Source organism: Curtobacterium sp. PhB115 (genome assembly GCF_003752025.1).
Lineage (GTDB): Bacteria > Actinomycetota > Actinomycetes > Actinomycetales > Microbacteriaceae > Curtobacterium.
Genome location: NZ_RJKR01000011.1, coordinates 179,099 through 193,260, shown reverse-complemented (window position 1 = coordinate 193,260; position 14,162 = coordinate 179,099). Strand labels below are relative to the sequence as shown.

Sequence of the window (14,162 nt, the reverse complement as noted above, 5' to 3'; positions counted from 1 at the left end):
AGATACTACGTTGGATCAGACGGCGGCGAGCTCCCGCGTCAACGCAGCCACGAAGTCGTCGATGTCCTGCTCGGACGTGTCGTACGCGCACATCCACCGCACCTCGTTGCGGCTGGCGTCCCAGTCGTAGAACCGGAAGTGCTTCCGGAGCCGCTCGGCCACCCCGGCGGGGAGCGTCGCGAACACCCCGTTCGCCTGGGTCTCCTGGCTGAAGCCGACGCCCTGGATGCTGCCGTCCGCGATCCGCGCTTCGAGCGCGCCGCGGAGGCGGGCGGCCATGGCGTTGGCGTGCCCGGCAGAGCGCAGGTACAGGTCGTCGGACAGCAGCGCGATGAGCTGGGCCGAGACGAACCGCATCTTCGAGGACAGCTGCATGTTCATCTTGCGGAGGTAGTGCAGTCCCTCCGAGGCGGCGGGGTTCAGCACCACGATCGCCTCGCCGTAGAGCATGCCGTTCTTGGTGCCGCCGAAGCTCAGCACGTCGACGCCGGCGTCGGTGGTGAAGTCGCGCAGGGGGAGCCCGAGGGTCGCGGCGGCGTTCGAGATGCGCGCACCGTCCATGTGGAGCGTCATGCCGAGCGGGTGGATGTGGTCCGCGATCGCCCGGATCTCGTCGACCGTGTACGCGGTGCCGAGCTCGGTGGTCTGCGTGATGGACACGACGAGCGGCTGGGCACGGTGCTCGTCGCCCCAGCCCCAGGCCTCCTTGTCGATGAGCGCCGGGGTGAGCTTGCCGTCGGGCGTCTCGACCGGCAGCAGCTTGATCCCGCCGACGCGCTCGGGCGCCCCGGCCTCGTCCGTGTGGATGTGCGCGGTCGACGTGCAGACGACGGCGCCCCACCGCGGCAGCATCGACTGCAGCCCGACGACGTTCGCACCCGTGCCGTTGAACACCGGGAACGCCTCGGCCTGGGCGCCGAAGTGCTCCTGGACCACCTCGCGGAGCCGGGCGGTGTAGACGTCCTCGCCGTACGCGATCTGGTGGCCGTCGTTGGCCGCGGCGATCGCGTCGAGGATCTCGGGGTGGACGCCGGCGTAGTTGTCCGAGGCGAAGCCCCGCAGGTCCAGGTCGTGGAGTCGAAGGGTCACTGGTTCATCCTAGGTTCGAGGGGTTCAGCCGCCGTGAGCGGGACACGGGCGCCGTTGACGTCAGCGGGTGGCGCCGACCAGAGTCGGACGACCTCGTCGCCGAGGTGGGCCTGCAGACCGGTCAGGGCTCCGACGACGAACACGGTGGCGGCCGCCGAGTCCGGTCCGTCCTTCCGGAGACCCTGGGCCACGGCACGGACCCACGTGTCGGCGGCAGCCTTCGCCGCGGCGTAGTTCGCGGCGCCGGCCGTGGGGGAGTCGACCGCGGTGGACGAGACGAACGCGAGTCGTCCGGCAGGGGACGCCACCAGGTCGTCGTAGAACACCCGCGTGGTGTTCCGCAGCGTCCGGAACGCCCGGTCGAAGAAGTCCCAGTCGTCGTCCGACTGGCCGGCGATGCTCCCGCCCCCGCGCCAGCCACCGACGAGGTGCACCAGGCCGTCGATGCGGCCCGCGGCAGCGTGGACGTCGGAAGCCAACGCGGTGACCGCACCGAGGTCCGAGAGGTCGCACACGTGGGTCGCGACGCCCGGGACGGACGCTTGCAGGGCCTCCAGTGCGTCTGGTCGGGTGCCGACCGCGACGACGGCCGCCCCGGCGGAGGTGAGGGCGCGCGCGACGGCAGCGCCGCTGGCGCTGGTCGCTCCGGCGACCAGCACCAGGCGACCGGCCAGGGACCCACCACTCATGCGGCAGCGCCCTCGACTTCCCCGACGTCCCCGACGGGCGAAGCGGACGAATCGGACGAGGAACCGGTGATGCCGGCCGTCGACGCGATGACCTTCGCCATCTTCTTGTTGAGCGCCTCGTAGAACATCGACAGCGGGAACTCGTCGTCCATCACCGCATCGGTGTAGCCCTTCGGCATTCCGGCGAGCGTTTCCTCCGGCAGCCCGCGCGCCCATTTCGAAGCCGGGTGCGGCGTGAGGGTCCTGGTCAACATCTCGTACGCGGCGAGCCAGTGCGCCGACTTCGGTCGGTCGATCGATCGCCGGTACAACTCGTTGATCTGATCGCTGAGGGCGATGATCACGTCCGGCACAGCGTCCCAATCGATGGTGAGTTGTGTGTCGGTCCAGTGCAGGACATCGTGCTGGTGCATCCACGCGAACAGCAACTGCCCGCCGAGTCCGTCGTAGTTCCGGACGCGGCTGCCGGTGATCGCGAAGCGGAAGACGCGGTCGAAGACGACGGCGTACTGCACCAGACGGGCATGATCGCGGATCTCGCGTTGCGCCTCGGCGAGATTCGCATCCGGGAGCGCCGAGAGCGTGCGTTCGAGGTGCACCGATTCCCGGAATGCCGTCAGATCACAGCGCAGCTCTTCCAGTGAGTAGAGGAAGAACGGCATCCGCTGCTTGATCATGAACGGGTCGAACGGCAGGTCGCCGCGCATGTGCGACCGGTCGTGGATGATGTCCCACATCACGAAGACGCGCTCGGTGAGCCCTTGGTCGTCGAGCATCGCGGCGGCATCGTCGGGCAGTTCCAACTTGGTGATCTCCGCGGCGGCGCGCACCACTCTGCGGTACCGGGCGGCTTCGCGGTCCTGGAAGATCGCGCCCCACGTGAACGTCGGGATCTCGCGCATCGCGACCGTCTCGGGGAACAACACCGCCGAGTTCGTGTCGTAACCAGGCGTGAAGTCGACGAACCGCAACGCGACGAACAGCTTGTTGCCGTAGTCGCCCGCCTCGAGCTCGGCGACGAACTCCGGCCAGATGACCTCGACCAGGACCGCCTCCACGAACCGCGAAGCACTGCCGTTCTGCGTGTACATCGGGAAGACGACCAGATGGCCGAGTCCGTCGACTCGGTGTTCTTGTGGCTGGAATGCGTTCAGGGAATCGAGGAAGTCCGGGACGCCGAAATCGTGCGCTTCCCACCGTGCGAAGTCGCGCTGCAGGGCAGCCAGGTACGTCGCATCGTGCGGGAAGAACGGTGCCAGTTCCGCGATTGCCGGGAGGATCGTGGCCAGGTACCCGGAAGCGGTCGCGTGATCCGACTGGTCCGGTATCGAGCCGTCGTCCGTCTGCAACGCACGGAACGCCACGACGGCGTCTCGCAGCCGGCGCCACGCGAGGTGGTCGGCGACCTCGCGCACGCTCAGCTGGTCCTCGACGACCTCGGGTTCTCCGACGATGGCGTCCTGCGTGAACTTCTGGACGAACTGAGACATGTCGAACCTCCCGTCGTTGGGGCGGCCGCGGGAATGCGGACGGATGGTGCGCGAAACCGGATCGTGTGATGAGCCTAAGGAAGAACGAGGGACGCATTATTGCCCATTTCCGGGGCATTCTTGCGCCGCGGCGGTGTTCGCGCGGGGGATCGGCTGACGCGCGCAACGTTTCGTCGGGGCGACCACCGCCGACCTCCCGATGCGGCCCTGTCGGTACGGTTGTCCCCATGCCCCGCTTCACGCCCCCAGCCGCCGACGCGATGCGCGCACGACTCCTGCTCGCAGCACGCGACGAGTTCGCCGCTGCCGGGATCGCCGGCGCGAAGCTCGAGCGCATCACTGCGGCGGCGTCGAGCAACAAGGCGCAGGTCTTCCACTACTTCGGCAGCAAGGAGGGCCTGTTCGATGCCCTCCTCGCCCAGACCGTCGCCGAGACCTTCGATGAGGTCCCCGTCGACACCGACGACCTCCCTGCCTGGGCCGGCCGTCTGCACGATTCCTACGTCAGCCGGCCGTGGGCCGAGCGCCTGACCACCTGGCACCGTCTCGAGCGCGGCGAGTCCGGCTCGCTCGAGGCCGTCGTCAGCGCCGATGCCGCTGCCGTCGCCGAGGTCGAGCACGCGCAGCGCGCCGGTGTCCTGCCACGCAACTACCGGCCCGCGGTGCTCCTCGGGCTCGTGATGCACCTCGCCGCGTTCTGGAGTGCCACCACCCCCGAGTTCGGCTCACTCGTGGCGGCGGTGGCTCCGGCGCGGCGGCGGCAGATCGTGGTGGACGCGGTCACCGCGCTCGTCGGGGGCTGATCGGCTCGAACTGCCCGGACAACGGCGTCGCGCTCCGACAGGATGTGAGTGACAGTCATCGACACGCTCGGGAGCGACACATGCCACGGACGGCACCCATCACCCGCATCGCCGCGGGGACCATCCTCGCCATCGCGGGCTCGATCCTGGTCGCTCAGCCCGCGACCGCGGCGCCCACCAGCCCGGCGGCGACCGCAGCGGCAACCCCCGTCGCCTCGGGGCCGCGAGTGATCGGTCTGCTCGCGAACACCGCGCCGCCGGAGCGCCCGGTTCCCCAGCGATCGGGTGACGGCGACATCGAGCTCCGGTACGCGACCCGCACCACCGTGGGGATCACCTTCCCGCACATCGACGGCACGTCCCTCAACCTGGAGACGCTCGACCTGGAGCGGAAGGACGGCAAGGACCTGGCCGTCGGCACGTTCCCGCTCGGTGCCACCGGTGAACTCGAGATCCGTGACGTGGCGTTCGACGACGCCGACACGATGACCCGGTTCGACGCGGTGTTCCGCTACCGCGGCGACCTGCCGTCGGACGCGACCTTCGGGCAGGTCCGGTTCGGTCAGGACGAGGCCGACGTCCGGCTCGCCGGAACGCACCTGCGCTGGCCGCAGACGCCGGTCAACGGGACGCGGGTCTGGGTGACCGAGACCGTGCACAACGCCGGGGGTTCGCCCGTGACGCTCGGGCGCGCTGCCCTCCGCGGTCCGCAGGCGGGTGACTGGGCGCTGGCCGACGACGAGTGCAGTGGGGCCGTCGTGGCGGCGGGAGCGACCTGTTCCGTCCGTGTCGGGTTCTCCCCGGAGCACGGCGGCCCGCGGACGGCTGCGCTCACGGTGCCGGCGGGCGGTTCGACGCTCACGGCCGACCTCGCTGGCGAGGCACCCCTCGGCATCACTCGACTGACGGTCTCGGGCCGCAACTGGATCGCCCTCGGCAAGACCCGCACCGACGCCGATGGTCCGTACTCGCTCTGGGGGCAGCGGACCAACCAGTCCTCGATGGCGTTCAGTGCCACGGCCGCCTACGTCAACAGCGTCGACGTCAACCGGCTCGAGATCGCCATGCCGAACGGAGAGGCCCTGCGGAACGGTTCGTTCAAGGTCGGTGAGTACGGGGACGGTGTGCCGATCCTCGACATCTCGCGCGCGTACCGCGACTGCAACGGCACGACGGGATCCGCGAAGATCTCCGGCCTGAGCTTCAACGACCGGGACATGGTCGTCCGCGCCCGGATCTCGTTCACTGTCGACTGTGGCAACGACCCGTACCCGGACCCGGTCAAGGGAGAACTGCTCTTCCGTCACCGGAACGACGTCACGGCGCCACGCGGCCCCGCTGGCGTGACGGTGAGCGGAGCCGAAGCGCGGACGGTCAGCTGGGGGCGTTCGAAGTCGTCCGACGCAGTGTCCACCGTGGTGCGGCTGGTCGAAGGGGACGGCACCGGGGCGAGCGTGCTGTCCGGCACCGCGATCGGGTCCGGTGCGCCGGGATCGGCGACGCTGCCGCCGCTGCGTGCCGGTCAGCGGTACACGCTGCTCGCCTGGTCGGTCGACGCCACGGGCAACGTGAGCAACCCGATCAAGCGGACGATCGCGCCGTAGGACTCGGCCCCCACCCGGAGCCCGACAGACCGAACCGACCGACCGCCCCCGCTACAGCAACCGCTCCAGCAACCGCAGCGTCCCCGCGATGTCGATCCGCCGGTCGAGCAGCCACTGCACCTGCAACCCGTCGAACGCGGCGAGGATGAGCGACGCCACCTGCTCGAGTTCCTCGTCGGTGCGCCGCCCCGACGCCGACATCTCGTCGCGGAGCTGTGACACGAGGTCCGACCGAGCCGTCTCGAAGCGCTCCGCGAAGAACGCACGTGCTTCGGCGTTCCCGGGTTCGACCGAGGCCCCGAGCAGGGTCGTGTAGAGCGTGACGAGCGCGGGCTCACTGACGTTGCGGTCGGCGACCACGCCCAGCCGCGTGAAGACCCCGGTGGTGTCGCCGAGCGCCCGGTTAGACACGACGTCGCGCTCCCGCAGGACCTCGAGCAGCAACGCCTCGCGCGACGAGAAGTAGTGCCGGAGTGCGGCGTGCGAGACCCCGATCGCCTCGCCGATGGCCCGCAACGAGGTTCCGTCGATCCCGCGTGAGGCGACGACGTCGAGCGTCTGGTCGAGGATCTCCTGCCGGCGCTGCACCCCCTTGGCGTACGGGCCGCGAGTACCGATTCCATCGTTGGACGTCACGCCGGCCAATCTACCGGCGCAACAATCGACACAAAAACGTCCAAGCGGAGGTTTCCGGTGCTACAGTCCCGATCACCTAGTAGCACTAGGGATTCAGAGGGCCCCGGCCCCCGATGACTCGAGGAGGAGTCATGTCGACACCGACGTCGAAGGAAGAACCCAAGGGCGGCATCGCCGGGACCGCATCCCCCGCGGTCACCGCAGCAGCCGGAGCCACCGCCACGGACGCCGCAGCATCCCGTGCGTTCTCGGTCGAGGGCATCACGCAGCCCGTCAGCACGATGCGCGTGGGCCGCGGCTACCTGTGGGGCCTCAGCTTCGCCCAGTTCGGCCTGTTCGTCGCCCTGCTCACGCCGGTCTTCGTGAGCATGTCGATCAAGGCGACGGAGCTCAACCCGACCAGCCCCGAGACGGTGGTGGGCTCGGTCCTGCCGTTCGGCGCCCTCGGAGCGCTGTTCGCCAACCCGCTCTTCGGTGCGATCTCCGACCGCACCCGCACCCGCTGGGGCCGACGTCGCCCGTGGATGGTCGGCGGCGTCATCGTCTTCGTCGGCTCGCTCGCGTGGCTCGCGTTCTCGCCGAACGTGCTCCAGCTCACCCTCGCCTGGGTCCTCGCGCAGGTCACCGCCAACGCGGTGCTCGCCACCCTCACCGCGAGCTTCGCCGACAACGTGCCGGAGTTCCAGCGCGGCAAGGCCTCGAGCGTCATCGCCCTGGCGCAGAACACCGCGATCCTCGCCGGCCTGTACCTGGCCGTGTACCTGGTCGGCAACCTGCCGGTGCTCTTCATCGCTCCGGGTGTCCTGGCGATCCTCGCGATCCTGGTCTACTCGTTCGTGGCCCGCGACGACCTGCCGACGACGCCGGTCAAGCCGTTCAGCTGGATCAACCTGATCAGCTCGTTCTGGACCAACCCGATCAAGCACCCGGACTTCGGCCTGGCCTGGTGGGGCCGCTTCCTCATCACCTTCGGCACGTTCATGTTCACGACGTACCGCCTGCTCTACATGGAGGACCGCATCGGCCTCCCGCAGAAGGAAGCCGTCGGGGTCGTCGCCTTCGGGGTCCTGCTGTACACGGTCGCCCTGCTCGTCAGCGCCGCCGTCTCCGGCTGGGTGTCGGACCGCGTCCAGCGCCGCAAGGTCTTCGTCTGGGGCTCCACCGCACTGACCGCGGTCGGCCTCGTGATCCTGGCCCACGTCGACACGGTCGGCGGCTTCTACTTCGCCGAGATCGTCCTCGGCTTCGCCTTCGGCATCTACGCCGCCATCGACACCGCCCTGATCGTCGACGTGCTGCCCGACCCGGAACGCCCCGGCAAGGACCTCGGCGTCATCAACATCGCGAACGCGCTGCCGCAGTCGCTCGCACCGGCCGTCGGCCTGTTCCTGCTCGGCATCGGCGGTGGTCAGAACTACACGCTCATGCTCTGGGGCGCCGGCGTCGCCGTCATCCTCGGCGCCCTCGTGATCCTGCCGATCAAGTCGGTCCGCTGACCAATGCAACCAGCCTGGAGGCGCAACTTGCGTCCGCAACGCGAGTCGCGCCTCCAGGCAGTCACCTGTACCACCCCCGGAAAGGACCCGACATGGCTCCCGCCATCTCCCTGCAGCTCTACACGGTGAACGCCGCGCTGGAGCCCGACCTCGACGGCGGCGTCCGTCGCCTGGCCGAGATCGGCTTCGACACCGTCGAGGCCTTCGCGTTCGTCGACCGAGCACCGCAGCTCAAGGCGGCGTTCGACGCCCACGGCATCACCGCGAAGACCGGCCACGCGTTCCTGGTCGAGGAGACCATCCCGCTGCCCGACGGCACCGTGATGACCGCTCCGTCGCACGCCGACACCTTCGCCGCGGCGAAGGAACTCGGACTCGAGATCGTCATCGACCCGTTCGTCGGGCCCGATGCGTGGACGACCCGCGAGGGCGTCGAGCGCGTCGCTGCACGACTCAACGCCGCAGCCGTCGAGGCCGCCGAGCACGGTCTGCGCGTCGGGTACCACAACCACGACCACGAGCTCCGCCCGCAGATCGACGGCCAGCCCGCGCTGCAGGTGCTCGCGTCGCTGCTCGACCCGGCCGTGGTGCTCGAGCTCGACCTGTACTGGGCGTCGGCCGCGGGCATCGACGTCGTCGCCTTCATCGAGGAACTCGGCGACCGGATCGTCGCCGTGCACGTCAAGGACGGCCCGATGCACGAGGGCATCTCCACCGCCTCGATCCCGACGGACCAGACCCCGGCCGGCCAGGGCGACGTCCGGCTCGCCGAGGCGCTCGCTGCCGCGACTGCGCTGGAGTACGCCGTGATCGAGTTCGACGGGTTCGACGGTGACGTCTTCGACGGCGTGCAGCAGTCGTACGAGTGGCTCACGGCGCAGCTCGCGCCGGTGGGTTCGTCGTCCGCATCGGAGGTGTCCGCATGACCCGCACCGGACGCGTCGGCATCGGCTTCATCGGCGCCGGCATGATCAGCGAGCAGTACCTCGCGAACCTCACGACGTTCCCCGACGTCGAGGTCGTCCGGATCGGCGACATCGACACGGAGCGCGCCGCAGCATCCGCGGCGAAGTGGGGTGTGGCCGCCTCCGGCACCGGAGCCGACGTGCTCGCCGACCCCGACGTCGAGATCGTCATCAACCTGACGCTCCCCGCCACGCACGTCGCCGTCTCGACGGACGCACTGCGTGCCGGCAAGCACGTGTGGAGCGAGAAGCCGATCGGCGTGGACCGCGCCTCGGCCGCATCGCTCGTCGCACTGGCCGACTCGCTCGGCCTGAAGCTCGGCATCGCTCCCGACACGGTGCTCGGCCCGGGGTGGCAGACCGCCAAGCGTGCGATCGAGGCGGGCGCGATCGGCACCCCGCTCACCGCGGTCACCAGCATGCAGTGGCAGGGGCCGGACGTGTTCCACCCGAACGCGTCGTTCCTCTACGCCAAGGGCGCGGGCCCGCTGTTCGACATCGGCCCGTACTACTTCACGGCGCTCGTGCACCTGCTCGGGCCGATCGACTCGGTCGTCGCGACGGGGTCCAAGTCCCGCGAGACCCGGCAGTTGGTCGTCGGGCCGAACGCGGGCGACTCCTTCCCCGTCGAGGTGCCGACCCACGTCTCCGTCCTGACCTCGTTCGAGCAGGGCGGCAGCGCGCAGTCGCTGCTGTCGTTCGACACCCCGCTGTTCCGCCACGGCGTGTTCGAGGTCAACGGGACCGAGGGCACGATCGTCCTGCCCGACCCGAACACGTTCGGTGGTGGGCACCCGATCCGGATCGCGCGGCCGCTGACCAAGGACGCGACGTTCCCCTTCTCGCAGGAGTTCGACGTCCTGCTCGACGAGGAGCCCACCGTCGGCCGAGGCCTCGGCGTGCTCGACATGGCGCGGGCGATCCGCGGTGGTGGCTCGCACATCGCCACGGGCGAGGTCGGCTACCACGTGCTCGACACCATGGTCGCGGTCGAGGAGTCCATCGCGGCGCGCTCGTTCATCGAGGTCGAGTCCACGGTCGCCCCGGTCGCATCGTTGCCCGAGGACTTCGACCCGTTCGCGTCGACGCTGGAGACCGTGTCGGCCTGACTGTCCGCGGAGTGCCGGTCACACCTCGTCCCGAGCGTGGCCAAGTAGCGTCCGACTCCCAGCACCACCGGAACGACGACTGCATCGGAGCAGACCATGACCGACACCGACAAGACCCCGGACGCCGCCGAGCCGACCAACGACTCCGAGGGCACCGAGAAGCCCAACGGCCTCGGGGACGACAACACGATCCCGAACGAGCCGGACGGCCTCGCGGCGGGTCACGTGGGCGACGACTCGCACTTCAACCCGGAAGAGGACGGCGAGCAGTAGCCGTTCCGGACGCGTCGCGGTTTCGACGCAGAACGACATCCCCGTCGTCGTAGGACGACGGGGATGTCGTTCCGCGTCCGCGCCGCTCTGCGTCCGCGCCGGCCTCAGTCGCGTTGCCACGGAATGACGAGTGCGCCGATCGAGGTGAGTGCTGCGACCACGCCGCCGACCGCTGACCACCCCGGTTCGCCCGTGGTGTTCGCCACCGCGAGGCCGAGGAGGGCTGCGACGCCGGAGGTGACGTACAAGCTGGCCGCTGCCACGGGCGGAACCTCGGCCCGCAGCCAGCCCGGGTGTGGGGCGATGCACCGGGGCAGGTACGCGATCATCAGGATCGTGACGACGAGCGGAAGGCTCGGGTAACTCGCATCCATGTCCGCTGCGCTGAACAGGGTGACTCCGAATGGCACTGCGGAGAACCCAGCGCAACTGACCGCCAGACCGATGCGCGAACGCGGGGTGTACCGCCCGCGGGCAGTGAAGTGCATGGGATTCTCCGTCCTGCCAGCAGCGTTGCTGGCGGGATCAGCCTGGCACTCAACGGCACAATTTTCTATTGATATTTCAAATTAGCAAGAACAAGTTCGGTTTGACGGCGAACCCCTCCTGACGGAGGAGCCGTGTCAGCGGTGCGAGGACAGTCGGCCGAAGACTACCGCGAGGAACCGCTCGAAGCGGGACTCCGAGCGCGGTGGGGTCTGGACCGCTCGCGTCGGCGATCGGAACGCCAGGTCGTGCAGCATGTTCCGCTTGGAGCCGTCCCAGTTCGCGAACAGGTACGTGCCGCCGATGAACGACATGCTCCGGACCGGCGTGCGCTTCCACGAGTCGGCGGCCACGTAGTACCCGGTGTGGCCGGATCGGATGTGCTGGATCACGGTGTCGACGTCGATCACGCTGGTGGTCGTCACCACGGCGGTGATGCCCGTGCGGTCACGGGCGACGTACTCGATGAGGTGTTCGGTCACGGTTGGACTCTTCGTCACAGAGGCGGGACGCCACGACGGTGAACGTGGCGAATGGTGTTCGGAACCGCCGTTGCTTCCGACAGCAGAATACGTCCGGTTCGTCGTGGCGTCACCGGAATGTCCGACGGTCGCACACGCTCGAACGTTCAGACGGGCCGTCGGGCCACCCACGAAGCGATCAGGTCGACGGCAGCCGCGAAGTCGATGCTGTCCGGTCGGTTGAGGAACGCGTGCCGGCTGTCGGGCAGGACGTGACGTTCGAGATCGACCTCCGCGGCGCCGAGTTGCCGTGCGAACCGGTCGCCGGACGCGCGCATCGTGTCCCGCTCGGCGTCGAGCATCAGGGTGCGCGGGAAGGTGCCGAGGCGCTCGGGCGCCGGGAACCCTCCGGCGCCGAGTGGCCCGACGTAGTTGCGGTTCGCGGCGTCGAGCAGCAGCGGAGCGTGCGTGATGCGCCGGTGGCCCCGAACGAGACGTTGGACGGCCGGGTCGCGGGGGAGCCGCGCGTGGAAGAACCCGTAGGCGAGCACTGCACCGGACAGCGCGGGCACGGCCGGGATCACCGTGGCAGCGAGGCACGCTCCAGCACTCGCACCGCCCAGCACCAGGCCAGCGGGACACTCCGTCGCGAGTTCGCGGAGCACCGCCACGACCTCGTCGCGTGCATGCGGTGCACGTCGGCGCGCGCGTGGCCCCGTCCGACCGATCCAGGGCATGCCGGGTAGCGGGCCGAGTCGGTAGTCGACGGTGACGACCGGGACGCCGCGGGCACTTAGCGCCCGGGCCACGACGTCCGACTCGGGCAGGTCCAGGTCTCCCCGGAAGAACCCGCCCCCGTGCAGCCAGACCAGGGTCGGAGCGGCTGCGGGGTCCTGCGGTCGATAGTGCCGGATCGGGACCGGTCCGTGCGGGCCCGGCATCACGCCGTCCACGACCTCGACCATCCTCGCCGTCCCCCGCATCAGAGCAGTGTCGCAGAGCGCTGATCCTGCGCGGCGCAGACCACGAGCCGGTAACGATCTGTGCGCCGCCGCGCACGTCCGTGCAGCGTGGAGTCATGCGTACTCCGAAGACTGCTCTGATCCTGACCGGCGTGGCGCTGGTCGCCCTGCTCACGGGCTGCTCCGGCGGAGGAGACGGCGACGAGGCGTCCCCGACCGTCACGAAGACCGTGACCGCGGCGCCGACGGAGGACGCAGCCACCCCGACGCCGACGAACACAACGACGCCGACACCGACACCGACGACGACGTGCGGCCCCGCGAGCGGCTCCGAGGCAGCGGCCGACGGGATAGCCCGGCTGCCCCTGCCTGCCGGGCTCGAGGACTCGAAGTGGGACGCCGCGAACGCCGACTACTCCGGGTACGACGCCTGCGCACCGCTGTCCTGGTCCGTCGTCGAACCCGAGTTCGCCACGGCAGGGTCCCCGTACGCGATCCTGCTCTTCCACGAGGGCACGTACCTCGGCACGGCGACCTCGGAGCAGTACGCGTTCGAGCCGGCCGTGGAGCGGCAGTCCGACGCGGCGATCGTGGTGACGTACGAGTACGCGAAGGCAGGCGAGCCGAACGCTGCACCGTCCGGCCGCACCACGGCGACGTTCACCTGGAACGAGGGAACCGGCCGCGTCGACATGACGGGCGACACCCCGCCCGCTCAGTGACGGTCGGCGGGCGCCTGCTGCGGGCCGAGTTCACGCTGCAGCGAGCGGAGCACGCGGACGAGGGTGTCGAGCTTGCCGGGCCCGGCTTCGAATCCTCGTCCGAGGGCCGGGCGCGGTTGGACGACCACGTCGTGGCCGTCGCTCGTGGTGATCCAGATGCCGAAGTCGACTTGTTGCCCGCGGGAGTCCTTGGTCGCGACGGAGAACCGACGGACGCCGGCCCACGGCAGCTCGAACACCGGATCGTCCCGGGAAGGCGCCCATGCGTGCAGGCCGACCTCGTCGACGAGCCAGATCTGGGGCCGGGGCTCGGGGAAGTCGTCGGACGTGCGCATCCCGGACGTCAGCACGGGCAGGTGGAACCGGGGCGACCCGCCTGCGCGGATGCGCGCCAGCGTGCGCCGATCGGCTCGGCCGGACGAGATCGTCGCGACGACCAGCAGCAGCCCGAACCCGGTGACGATCAACGGGTACAGGACGAACGTCGACCGTGTCCGTGCGCTGTCGAGTCCGCGTAGGAAGTCTGGCGTGGCGAACTCGGCGACGAGGAGACCGAGCCCGACCAGGGTGGTGATCGCCGCCGCGAGCAGGACCGGCCACCGCTTCGGCATCTCGCCGTCACGCAGCCGCAGCACCCACGGCTCGTCCGTGGCCGTCATCGATCGGCCGGGGCTCGGCCGGAGCGCCCGGGGTCATGCTGCGGGCCGACCTCGCGACGCAGCGACCGGAGCACTTCCATCAGGATGTGGATCTTCGTCGTGCTCGCGCCGAAGGGACGCCCGATGACGGCCCGCGGCTGCACGGCGAAGCGCCCGACGCGCTCGGTGATGATCCAGATGCCGGTGTCCGTCCGCTGTCCTCGCACGTCCGTCGTCGCGAGTTCGAACGACCGGATGTCGCCCCACACCAGGTCGAACACCGGCTCGTCCCGCTCGGGCGACCACGCGTGCAGTCCTGCAGCGTCGACAGTCCACATCTCCGGCCTCGGTTCGGGGAAGTCGTCGACGGTGTACTCGCCCGAACGCAGGACCGGGAGGTGGAAACGCGGCGTCGGCCCGTGCTGCCGGATCCGTTCCAGGAGCCGCCGGTCGCGTCGGCCGCGCAGCCAGGACAACGCCACCGCCCCGGGGCCGGACACGAGCAGCAGCGCCGAGAACAGCGGCAGGGCGAACGGGCGTCCGAGTGCAGGATCCCGTCGAGGTGGGTCAGCGAGAAGTACACGCCGATCCCACCGGCCACCGTCACGATCGACAGGCCGAGCAGGAACGGCCACCGCTTCGGCGTCTCGCCGTCGCGCAGCCGCTGCACCCACCGCTCGCCCGCGTACTCCACCGCCCCATCCTGCCCGGCCGTGCCGCAGGACGACCGCGGGCACGA

At 69.9% G+C, this 14,162-nt stretch carries 16 protein-coding genes; 7 read left to right on the top strand and 9 right to left on the bottom strand.

Features of this window, described 5'->3' with window-relative positions:
- Nucleotides 1-15: 15 nt before the first annotated feature.
- From EDF19_RS16345 to EDF19_RS16335, 3 genes are read right to left on the bottom strand one after another with little or no spacing between them, the layout of a single operon-like run.
- Nucleotides 16-1,089 carry a low specificity L-threonine aldolase gene (locus EDF19_RS16345; protein ID WP_123681915.1) on the bottom strand — a complete coding sequence of 358 codons (1,074 nt, stop codon included), beginning with the start codon at nucleotides 1,087-1,089 and terminating at the stop codon, nucleotides 16-18.
- Entirely contained in the window at nucleotides 1,086-1,778 is a 693-nt protein-coding gene (locus EDF19_RS16340; RefSeq protein ID WP_123681914.1) for an SDR family oxidoreductase, read from the bottom strand. Before EDF19_RS16340 ends, EDF19_RS16345 begins: the two co-directional genes overlap by 4 nt.
- Nucleotides 1,775-3,268: a DUF6421 family protein gene (locus EDF19_RS16335; protein WP_123681913.1), complete on the bottom strand. Its 1,494-nt coding sequence runs from the start codon at nucleotides 3,266-3,268 to the stop codon at nucleotides 1,775-1,777. Before EDF19_RS16335 ends, EDF19_RS16340 begins: the two co-directional genes overlap by 4 nt.
- A 227-nt stretch (nucleotides 3,269-3,495) precedes the next feature.
- Between EDF19_RS16335 and EDF19_RS16330 the strand changes: the two genes are divergently transcribed.
- Nucleotides 3,496-4,071: a TetR family transcriptional regulator gene (locus EDF19_RS16330; RefSeq protein WP_185022904.1), complete on the top strand. Its 576-nt coding sequence runs from the start codon at nucleotides 3,496-3,498 to the stop codon at nucleotides 4,069-4,071.
- Nucleotides 4,072-4,151: 80 nt separating this feature from the next.
- Nucleotides 4,152-5,675, top strand: coding sequence for a hypothetical protein (locus EDF19_RS16325; protein ID WP_123681911.1), 1,524 nt, complete (start codon nucleotides 4,152-4,154; stop codon nucleotides 5,673-5,675).
- A gap of 51 nt (nucleotides 5,676-5,726) precedes the next feature.
- Here the strand turns inward: EDF19_RS16325 and EDF19_RS16320 are convergent, their stop codons facing one another.
- Nucleotides 5,727-6,311 carry a TetR/AcrR family transcriptional regulator gene (locus EDF19_RS16320; protein WP_260217245.1) on the bottom strand — a complete coding sequence of 195 codons (585 nt, stop codon included), beginning with the start codon at nucleotides 6,309-6,311 and terminating at the stop codon, nucleotides 5,727-5,729.
- 131 nt (nucleotides 6,312-6,442) lie between these two features.
- Here EDF19_RS16320 and EDF19_RS16315 point away from each other — a divergent pair, with 131 nt between their 5' ends.
- The 4 genes from EDF19_RS16315 (at nucleotide 6,443) to EDF19_RS19245 (ending at nucleotide 10,154) form a co-directional block, all read left to right on the top strand.
- Nucleotides 6,443-7,807 carry an MFS transporter gene (locus tag EDF19_RS16315; protein ID WP_123681909.1) on the top strand — a complete coding sequence of 455 codons (1,365 nt, stop codon included), beginning with the start codon at nucleotides 6,443-6,445 and terminating at the stop codon, nucleotides 7,805-7,807.
- Nucleotides 7,808-7,899: 92 nt separating this feature from the next.
- A complete protein-coding gene (locus tag EDF19_RS16310) occupies nucleotides 7,900-8,733 on the top strand; it encodes a sugar phosphate isomerase/epimerase (RefSeq protein WP_123681908.1) in 834 nt (277 codons plus the stop codon).
- Entirely contained in the window at nucleotides 8,730-9,881 is a 1,152-nt protein-coding gene (locus tag EDF19_RS16305) for a Gfo/Idh/MocA family protein (protein WP_123681985.1), read from the top strand. The genes EDF19_RS16310 and EDF19_RS16305 overlap by 4 nt, the downstream gene beginning before the upstream one ends.
- Before the next feature lie 96 nt (nucleotides 9,882-9,977).
- On the top strand, nucleotides 9,978-10,154 hold the full coding sequence (locus EDF19_RS19245; RefSeq protein WP_185022903.1) for a hypothetical protein: 177 nt from the start codon (nucleotides 9,978-9,980) through the stop codon (nucleotides 10,152-10,154).
- A gap of 104 nt (nucleotides 10,155-10,258) precedes the next feature.
- On the opposite strand, the gene EDF19_RS16300 is transcribed toward EDF19_RS19245, so the two are convergent.
- From EDF19_RS16300 to EDF19_RS16290, 3 genes are all read right to left on the bottom strand, one after another.
- Nucleotides 10,259-10,564, bottom strand: a complete 306-nt coding sequence (locus EDF19_RS16300) for a hypothetical protein (protein ID WP_148071127.1) — start codon at nucleotides 10,562-10,564, stop codon at nucleotides 10,259-10,261.
- Nucleotides 10,565-10,777: 213 nt separating this feature from the next.
- Complete coding sequence (locus tag EDF19_RS16295) at nucleotides 10,778-11,122, bottom strand: hypothetical protein (protein ID WP_123681906.1); 345 nt, start codon at nucleotides 11,120-11,122, stop codon at nucleotides 10,778-10,780.
- A 146-nt stretch (nucleotides 11,123-11,268) separates the two neighbouring features.
- Entirely contained in the window at nucleotides 11,269-12,084 is an 816-nt protein-coding gene (locus EDF19_RS16290) for an alpha/beta hydrolase (protein ID WP_123681905.1), read from the bottom strand.
- 95 nt (nucleotides 12,085-12,179) lie between these two features.
- On the opposite strand from EDF19_RS16290, the gene EDF19_RS16285 reads away from it, so the two are divergent.
- The gene (locus tag EDF19_RS16285; RefSeq protein WP_123681904.1) at nucleotides 12,180-12,785 is read left to right on the top strand and encodes an LppP/LprE family lipoprotein; all 606 of its coding nucleotides are present in this window, start codon (nucleotides 12,180-12,182) and stop codon (nucleotides 12,783-12,785) included.
- Here the strand turns inward: EDF19_RS16285 and EDF19_RS16280 are convergent.
- Nucleotides 12,779-13,444: a hypothetical protein gene (locus EDF19_RS16280; RefSeq protein ID WP_123681903.1), complete on the bottom strand. Its 666-nt coding sequence runs from the start codon at nucleotides 13,442-13,444 to the stop codon at nucleotides 12,779-12,781. The genes EDF19_RS16285 and EDF19_RS16280 overlap by 7 nt on opposite strands.
- Entirely contained in the window at nucleotides 13,441-13,923 is a 483-nt protein-coding gene (locus tag EDF19_RS16275) for a hypothetical protein (RefSeq protein ID WP_148071126.1), read from the bottom strand. The genes EDF19_RS16280 and EDF19_RS16275 overlap by 4 nt, the downstream gene beginning before the upstream one ends.
- Nucleotides 13,924-14,162: the final 239 nt, after the last annotated feature.